This window comes from Thermosinus carboxydivorans Nor1 (assembly GCF_000169155.1).
Classification (GTDB): domain Bacteria; phylum Bacillota; class Negativicutes; order Sporomusales; family Thermosinaceae; genus Thermosinus; species Thermosinus carboxydivorans.
This window is the reverse complement of record NZ_AAWL01000015.1, coordinates 47189-55262: the sequence shown is the minus strand read 5'-3', so window position 1 is coordinate 55262 and position 8074 is coordinate 47189. Positions and strand designations below refer to the sequence as shown.

The 8074-nt window shown below is 47.7% G+C and carries 7 protein-coding genes; 1 reads left to right on the top strand and 6 read right to left on the bottom strand.

What is annotated here, in order from left to right:
- From TCARDRAFT_RS10405 to TCARDRAFT_RS10385, 5 genes are all read right to left on the bottom strand, one after another.
- On the bottom strand, positions 1 to 1393 hold a 1393-nt coding region (locus TCARDRAFT_RS10405; protein WP_050769628.1), incomplete at its 3' end, for a DEAD/DEAH box helicase.
- Complete coding sequence (locus TCARDRAFT_RS10400) at positions 1380 to 2618, bottom strand: competence/damage-inducible protein A (RefSeq protein ID WP_007289948.1); 1239 nt, start codon at positions 2616 to 2618, stop codon at positions 1380 to 1382. The genes TCARDRAFT_RS10400 and TCARDRAFT_RS10405, both read right to left, overlap by 14 nt.
- Before the next feature lie 109 nt (positions 2619 to 2727).
- A complete protein-coding gene (rimO, locus tag TCARDRAFT_RS10395) occupies positions 2728 to 4053 on the bottom strand; it encodes a 30S ribosomal protein S12 methylthiotransferase RimO (protein WP_007289947.1) in 1326 nt (441 codons plus the stop codon).
- Positions 4054 to 4287: 234 nt separating this feature from the next.
- Complete coding sequence (locus TCARDRAFT_RS10390) at positions 4288 to 5100, bottom strand: ABC transporter substrate-binding protein (RefSeq protein ID WP_007289946.1); 813 nt, start codon at positions 5098 to 5100, stop codon at positions 4288 to 4290.
- Positions 5101 to 5222: 122 nt separating this feature from the next.
- Positions 5223 to 5615: a DUF6941 family protein gene (locus TCARDRAFT_RS10385; protein WP_007289945.1), complete on the bottom strand. Its 393-nt coding sequence runs from the start codon at positions 5613 to 5615 to the stop codon at positions 5223 to 5225.
- A 135-nt stretch (positions 5616 to 5750) separates the two neighbouring features.
- On the opposite strand from TCARDRAFT_RS10385, the gene TCARDRAFT_RS10380 reads away from it, so the two are divergent.
- Positions 5751 to 6140: a hypothetical protein gene (locus TCARDRAFT_RS10380; protein WP_007289950.1), complete on the top strand. Its 390-nt coding sequence runs from the start codon at positions 5751 to 5753 to the stop codon at positions 6138 to 6140.
- Between the two features lie 25 nt (positions 6141 to 6165).
- Here TCARDRAFT_RS10380 and TCARDRAFT_RS10375 read toward each other — a convergent pair whose 3' ends face one another.
- Positions 6166 to 8052 (bottom strand): YgiQ family radical SAM protein, encoded by a 1887-nt coding sequence (locus TCARDRAFT_RS10375; RefSeq protein WP_007289944.1) that lies wholly within the window; start codon positions 8050 to 8052, stop codon positions 6166 to 6168.
- Positions 8053 to 8074 lie beyond the last annotated feature (22 nt).

Genomic DNA, 8074 nt, shown 5'->3' with positions numbered 1-8074 from the left:
TAAAGAGACGAACCATGCCCTCCTCGGCCCCTGTATCGCCGAATACATGTTTATCATCGGCCTGTTGTTTTTCCTTAAATCCCTCCTGAAACAATTTAAGGGCGGCAGCGGCAATATCCAGGACCTCATAAAAGCCAGCAAGCTCTTGCACGATGGAAAGGTATTCCTGGAAATTAGCTTGTTCAACCGTGGCAATAACTTGGCTCTTGATCACTTCCCGGTAACGCTCAACAACATCGGCCGGTGACGGCAATTGTTTACGCACAATGCGCGTTTTTATCGTTCTTTCAATCAGCTTAAGCTGACGGTACTCACGCGGTTCGATGAAGGTGATAGCTATCCCTTTTTTGCCGGCCCGTCCGGTGCGGCCGATGCGGTGGACGTAAGATTCCGGGTCCTGCGGGATATCGTAGTTAATAACGTGTGTGACATGCTCAATGTCCAGCCCGCGAGCCGCTACATCGGTAGCCACCAGAATTTCCAATTTGCCTTCCCGGAACTTTTTCATTACCCGGTCACGCTGCGCTTGGCTAAGGTCGCCATGCAGCCCATCCGCCATGTACCCGCGCGCCTGCAGGGAGGCTACTAGCTCGTCTACGCCTTTTTTGGTTCGACAAAAGATAATGAGCGTCCCGTTGACCTCAACGTCCAATACGCGGCATAACGCTTCCAATTTATCGCGTGCTTCATAGTAATACTGATCAATAAGCGGCACCGTCAATTGTTCTTTGCTTATAGTAACAGTAATGGCGTCCCGCATGTACTTGTCGGCAAGACGCAGGATGGGCGCAGGCATAGTTGCCGAGAAGAGCAGTGTTTGTCGGTCTTCAGCGGGAAGATGCTGTAAAATACTCTCAATGTCTTCGATAAAGCCCATATCGAGCATTTCATCCGCTTCATCTAGAACCAGGGTTTTTACCGAGCCAAGTTTAATCGTGTTGCGACGAATATGATCAAGCAGCCGGCCAGGCGTGCCGATTACTACTTGTACGCCGCCTGAGCGTAAGGCCCTAATTTGTCGTTCAATAGACTGACCGCCATAAATAGGGAGTGTTTTTACCTTCTTAAATTTACCGATCTTGGCAATTTCTTCGGCCACTTGAATAGCTAATTCGCGGGTTGGGGTTAGAACTAGCGCCTGAATATGGCGATGGTCGGTTATGCGTTCCACGATCGGAATGCCAAAAGCGGCCGTCTTGCCGGTTCCTGTCTGCGCCTGGCCGATTACGTCATGCCCGGCCAATACGAGCGGTATCGTTTGACTCTGTATCGGCGACGGCTCTTCAAACCCCATTTCCGTTATGGCAGCTAATACCTTTCTACTTAATTGAATATTTCCGAAAAAACCGTTGTCTTTCAACCTTTTATCCTCCTTTATTTCAACGACCAACATAAAGCCGCAGTTGATTGAGCGCCGCTAAAGCCGTCCGGTGCTTTATTCCGGTTCGTTCACCAAAAAAGCGGTATTCCTGGCAATCGCAGCCAGCCGGTCCGTCCACCGCTATGTATACAAGACCAACCGGCTTAGTCGCTGTCGCCCCGCCGGGTCCAGCAATACCAGTAATGCCAACGCCAAGATCTGTCTTAAACTTGCCGCGAATGCCCTGCGCCATATAGCAAGCCGTTTCTTTGCTGACAGCGCCATAGCGCTCAAGTATTTCCGCCGGCACGCCAACACTGTCTATTTTTATTTGGTTGCTATAGCAGACAATAGCGCCTGTTAAATAAACTGAGCTACCCGGAACGTCTGTTATGCGGCTGCTTACAAGACCGCCTGTGCAGGACTCGGCTAAAGCTAGAGTCATTCCTTTTGCCTGCAGCAGCCTGCCGACAACAATTTCTAAACTTTCTTCGTCTATTCCAAATATGTACTGATCAATGTACTGGCGAAGCTGGTTCTCCAGGCGCATAATCAATTCGTTCGCCTCCATCGCCGAAGCTCCTTTGGCGGTGAGACGAACGTGAATTTCACCGTTTCGGGCTAATAACGCAATGGTAGGATTCGATTGGTTTAAAATAAAGTCCCGAATTTTTTCCTCAAGCGTAGATTCACCAATGCCGTAAGTACGCAACACGCGGGAGACGATAATGCCTTGCTCGCCGAAGCGGCGGATTAGGTACGGCACAATTGAGCGTTCAAACATGGGCTCCAATTCGTGAGGTGGGCCAGGCAGGTGGATAATCGTCTTTTCTCCCTCCTCCAAAATGACGCCCGGGGCCGTTCCCCGTTCATTATCAACAACGATAGCTCCTTCAGGCACCATGGCTTGTCGCACATTATTATCAGGCATGGGCAAGTTCCTTTGTCGAAAAAAGCAGCGGATCCGTTCCAGGCTTGGCTCATGCAAAATAAGCGGCTTATTCAAAAGACCGGCCGATACTTCCTTAGTAATATCACCTTGTGTTGGTCCTAATCCCCCTGACGTGATGACAATATCAGCCCGCGCCAAGGCGGTTGCCAATACCTGTGTCATCCGCTCGCGGTTATCGCCTACCGTTGATTGGTACAAAACATGAAAACCTAAACTGTTTAGTTTACGCGCCAAATAGGCGGCATTCGTATTAACGATTTGGCCAAGCAGCAGTTCAGTTCCGGTGCTGACTATCTCTACTATCATACTACTCCCTCCATTTTTATACATTTCGCGTAAGATGAGCAAATCCTTGCTGAATGAAAGAAAAATAGTAGGGACAAGCCTCTACTATTTTGACGGTTCCCAGCCGGGTCTATATTTTTTCCGCCAACAAATCATAGGTAAAACCCTGTACTACCTTAGCAACAATCAGGTCACCGGCCCTACTGCCTGGCGCCCCTTCTACATAAACACGTCCATCCACATCAGGCGCTTCCCGGTAAGAACGACCAAAAACCACCCCTGGTTGATCGCTTTTACCCTCTACCAGTACCTTTAGCACACGTCCTTCCAACTGGCGATTAATTTCTTCCGAAATTTGGCACTGCAAAGCCATTAGAGCATGGTAGCGTTCCTGTTTGACTTCCTCCGGAACCTGGTCTGCCATGGCCCCCGCTACTGTTCCTTCTTCTTGAGAATAGGTAAAGATGCCAACATGATCAAATTTCTGAACTTGCATAAATTCCTGCAGCACTTGAAAATGGTCGTCTGTTTCCCCCGGGAAGCCGACGATAAAAGACGTGCGGATGGCTACGTCCGGTATGGCTTTTCGAATCTTGGCAAGCAAGCTTTCAATGTCAAAGCGGCTGTCCCGCCGGTGCATGGCCTTTAAAATGTCGTCGTGAATATGCTGAAGTGGTAAATCAACATATTTGCAGATTTTTGGCTCTTTGGCTATTACCTCGATAAGCTCATCGGTAAAGTAGCGGGGATAACAGTAAAGAAGACGTATCCATTCGATTCCCTCAATCTGAACCAAGGCGCGCAACAGCTGCGGCAACTGGAGCTGGCCATACAAATCCCGGCCGTAACTGGTCGTATCCTGGGCGATAAGATTTATTTCCTTGATGCCGTTTGCCGCCAAACGTTTTACCTCACTGACAATGGATTCCTGCGGACGGCTGCGAAACCGGCCCCGTACCAACGGAATAACACAATAGGAACAGCAATTGCTGCACCCTTCGGCAACTTTAACGTAAGCACTATACTTAGGTGTCGTATAAATACGCGGCATGGTTTCATCGTAAATAGTTTCCGTTGGACCAATAACTAATACTCTCTGTCCGGACAGAGCAGCCTGAACGGCTTCCATAATGCGATGCCAAGCTCCCGTTCCGACAATGGCGTCTACTTCCGGCAGCTCATCAAGCAATTCCTGCTGATAACGTTGTCCTAGACAGCCGGCAACGATAAGCGCCCGACAGTTACTTTCCTTCTTATATTCAGCCATTTGGAGAATAGTAGTAATGGATTCTTCTTTCGCCGAATCAATAAATCCGCAGGTATTGACAATGAGAATATCAGCATCACCCGGGTCATCGACAATGGCAATGTTGTTATTGGTTAATATGCCGAGCATAACTTCTGTATCAACTAGGTTTTTCGCGCAGCCGAGGCTGACAAACCCGGCTTTGAGCATTTTTCTCCCTCCCGCTATTTGGGGCTAAATCGCACTGACTGCACCCATTTATCCAATAGTTTGTCTTTTTGTTCGCGTGTCATTGTGGCGGTGTAGTCCCATAGTTTTAAATTCTTAGCCGCGTAATTCCGGTAGGTAAGTAACTCGGGATTGGTAGGTATGAAATAATAACGATTCTTTTGCAAGGTCGCCTGGGCGTTATCGGTTATAAGCCAAGCAAGAAACTGTTTAGCTTCAGCGGCATGCAGCGCTTTTTGGCAACAAACCTGCGCCTGCCAGCCAAAAAGCGGTACCTTCTTCGGGATAAATGATTTTTAGGGGAAACCCTTCATGAATATAGCGAAGGGTTTCCGAATGAACGGCAATGGCAATGTCAGCTTCTCCCATTCCCGCCATTCTTACCGGGGTAGCTAAAAATTTGGCATACTGCACAATTTGTGGATGGATGGTCTTAAGATAAGCTAGCGTTTTTTCTTCACCATAAACGGATATCAGCGTATGCAGCAACGTTTCCGATGCTTCCGCCGCCAAAAAGTCGGTCATAGCCAAGCGCAACCGGGATTCTTTCCCCAAATCGGCCCACCGCGACGGCTGCTTCGGCATGTTTTTAAGCGCATCTAGGTTAACAGCAAAAACAATAGGGTCAAACCAAAGACCGATCCAGTTATCATCATTATCTTTAAAACGTTCGGGAATGAGGTCAGTTTCCTCGGTAGCATACACAGCAAAGACATTTAATTTTTTCGCTTCGACTAGAACATCCCGACTGGCAAGCACTAGGTCAGCCCGTGGCGAAGCGCTTTCTGTCTTTAGCCGGGTGAGTAAATCTTTATCTGTCAGTGGTATGATATTAACTTTAATATTATAGTTTTTTTCAAATTCTTGTCCTAAAACGGCCACTTGCTCCACAGGCAGCGTAGTATAGACGATAAGACTTTTCACATCTGCCTTCCGGTTTCCGGCATAGCCGGCCAAGATTGTAGAACCGACCAAAACAAGGGTTAATAAAAAAACAGAAATTAGAAGTAAAGGCAGATAACGGCGCATCCGGGACCACCTCGTAGCACCAAAATAATGGGATCAGAACAATAATACTATACTGTTAAATGCTTCGGTAAGCAAGAAAAAAATCCTACCATGTTTCATGAAAAAACACAGGGCGCCCCGTGTTAGACAACGGTAATAGGATATACATTTTGACTTATTTCCCGATCTTGCGAATCAACAAGTGTCACACGCAGTTCATAAATGCCTTCATGCGTAAAGTCAACATTCTCTAGTAAGAGACTGTTAATTTGCCGGTATGTGCTGTCTTTTAAAGAAAATGGTCCATTTTCCCCACTGGCTACGACGCGGCCATCAGGAGCAATGATTTCCGTTTTTTCTGTGTAGCTTTGTTGATTGTTCTCGCTGCCGCGCCAAATGGTTAGTACGGTAAAGGGTTGGGAATATCCCATGGTATACTGACTGAATTCATTATGGATGTTATGTCGTCCATTTTCATCCGTCGTCACGCCTTCACACAGTAGGGCCGCCTGCAAATACGGTTTACTATGATGCATGCCTTTTCTTCACCCCCCGCAGCTTTTTGCCAAGTCTTAAACGATTATTTTTACTGGTGCTTTTAAAGTTATTCCCTGTTGTTATAAAATTATGTATAATGTAACATATGGAAACAGCTTACAAGGAGTGATTACATGGACAGGCCTTCGTGGTGGTCTTTTATTCCGGCCAATATACCCTTGCCGCTTTTACTTATCATTTTATACTTGTTTATCATCGCCCTAGGCAACTTGTTCGCCTTATATCAATACATCGCCGTTGAGCCAAACCTGCTCACGGCAATAGGACACTTTGTTTCTGTTTTGCTATACGCCGGACCAGCCTACGGGTTACTCAAACTTAAGCGTTGGGCCAGATCTGTTGAGATTTACTTGTCCCTTTTCTCGGTTGCACTTGGTTTGTTTCTCATGTTTACCGGCGCTTTCGGAATGGCAGTCATGATTATTGTGCCGCATGGACTTATCGCTATTTATTTGCTTACAGACAAATGCCGGGAGTTATTCGGCTTGACGGGAAATAAGTAAATAAAATTCGTGTGTATGCAGCGGGCTAACGTTTGTTAGCCCGCTGCCTTTTTGCTGATCGACGCCGGCTTACAGGAAGACGGCGCTGTTTTCGGCTTACCTCGGGCCTGTCTTGTTCTAACCGAGGCTTTATAAGGCACTTTGGCCCATAGCCGATTAAATCCTGCCGGTTGGCTTTGACCAAGGCCTCATAAACCAAGTCATAATTCTTAGGATCGCGATATTGCATTAAAGCCCGCTGCAACTTCTTTTCATGCTGGTCTTTGGCTACATAAACCTTTTCCCCTGTAAGCGGATTGATGCCCGAATAATACATGGCCGTAGACAAGCTGCCAGGCGTTGGAATAAAGTCTTGTACCTGTTCAGGATGATAGTGAATATCGCGGAGAAATTCGGCAAGTTCAACGGCTTCTTTTAATCCTGCTCCTGGATGGCTGGACATAAAATAAGGGACAAGATACTGTTCTTTGCCTAGCTGTTGGTTTACCCGCCGGTACGCTTCCATAAACTTAACATATACTTCTTTGCCCGACTTACCCATTAGTCGCGTAACTTTTGACGATACGTGTTCGGGAGCAACCTTGAGCTGACCGCTTACGTGGTGCTCGCATATTTCGCGTAGAAATTCATCGTCCTTAGCGGCCAGTAAATAATCATAACGCAGCCCGGAGCGGATAAACACCTTTTTCACTCCCGGCAAACTGCGCAGGGCGCGCAGCAAGGAGAGATAATCCGTGTGGTCGACTGTTAGATTGCTGCACGGGTTAGATCCCAGACAATGGCGTCCCTTACAGGCCCCTCTTTCCGTCTGAAAACGACAGGCCGGTGTACGAAAATTGGCAGTGGGACCGCCTACATCATGAATATAGCCTTTAAAATCGGGCAGTCTGGTTAATAACTTCGCTTCCCGCAAAATGGATTCGTGGCTGCGGCTTTGAATGATCCGCCCTTGATGGGATACAATCGCGCAGAAAGAACAGCCGCCAAAACACCCCCGGTGGCTAACAATGCTGAATTTGACCTCTTGGATGGCGGGTACGCCGCCCTCTTTCTCATAAACCGGGTGATATGTACGCTGGTACGGGAGATCATAAATTTCGTCCATTTCAGCCGTTGTCAGCGGCATCACCGGCGGGTTCTGCACGACAAAGACATCGCCGTGCCGCTGCACCACCGTTTTACCGCGTATGGGATCCTGCTCCAGGTATTGCAGTTTAAATGCTTCGGCAAAAGCTTCTTTACTGGCAATTACTTCTTCGTAACTCGGCACCTGAACATAATCCCACAAGTGATCCAAATTATCGGCGCAATAGCAGGTGCCTTGGACGTCGCGAATATGCCTGACGTCAAGACCGGCGGCAAGTTGAGCAGCAATTTCCTTAATCTGCCGCTCACCCATCCCGTATATAAGTAAATCAGCCCGTGAATCAATTAAAATTGAACGTCGAACCTCATCTGACCAGTAATCATAGTGAGCAAACCGGCGCAAACTTGCTTCGACGCCGCCGATGATTAGGGGAATATTTTTCCATAATTCCCGAATACGGTTGCAATAAACTATGGTCGCCCTGTCAGGTCGCCGCCCAGGCTTGCCGCCGGGAGAATAATTGTCCTTGCTGCGATATTTTTTGGCCGCCGTAAATTTGTTCAGCATGGAATCCATGTTTCCCGCTGAAACCAGTACGCCCAGACGAGGCTTGCCTAATTTCTTGAAATCTTCGGTCGAGCGCCAGTCAGGCTGGGCAATGATCCCTACCTTGTAGCCATATTTCTCCAGCAACCGGCAAATAACGGCCGGACCAAAGCTGGGATGATCCACATAAGCATCACCGCTTACAAATAAGAAATCTAATTGGTCCCAACCCCGCTTTTGCATATCTTCTCTGCTAATAGGAAGAAAATTATTGTCCATGACTTCACCGCTCCAAAAGAAA